The 247-nt window shown below is 61.5% G+C and carries 1 protein-coding gene; it reads right to left on the reverse strand.

What is annotated here, in order from left to right; translation table 11 throughout:
• The coding region (locus J5M73_RS31600) for an amino acid permease (protein ID WP_207817021.1) at positions 1-247 on the reverse strand (247 nt) is incomplete at both ends.

Consider the following 247-nt stretch of genomic DNA (forward strand, 5'->3'; position numbering starts at 1 on the left):
GCAGGGCGATGCCGCCGATGACCAGGTCCTTCTTGCGCTCGGCCAGGGCCTGTTCGTAGCTTTCGCCGCGCACCGCCAGCAGCACTGCGTAGGCCGCCGACCACAGGTAGGGCACCAGGATCATCGACGATGCCAGATAGATCAGGCTGGTATAGGTGCCGGCGGAAAACAGGGTGATCAACAGGAAGATCTGGATCATCACGTTGGTCAGCCACAGGGCATTGACCGGCACATGGTTGGCGTTCTC

The sequence above is a fragment of the Pseudomonas sp. 50_B genome (assembly GCF_017491625.1).
GTDB classification, from domain to species: Bacteria; Pseudomonadota; Gammaproteobacteria; order Pseudomonadales; family Pseudomonadaceae; genus Aquipseudomonas; species Aquipseudomonas danubii.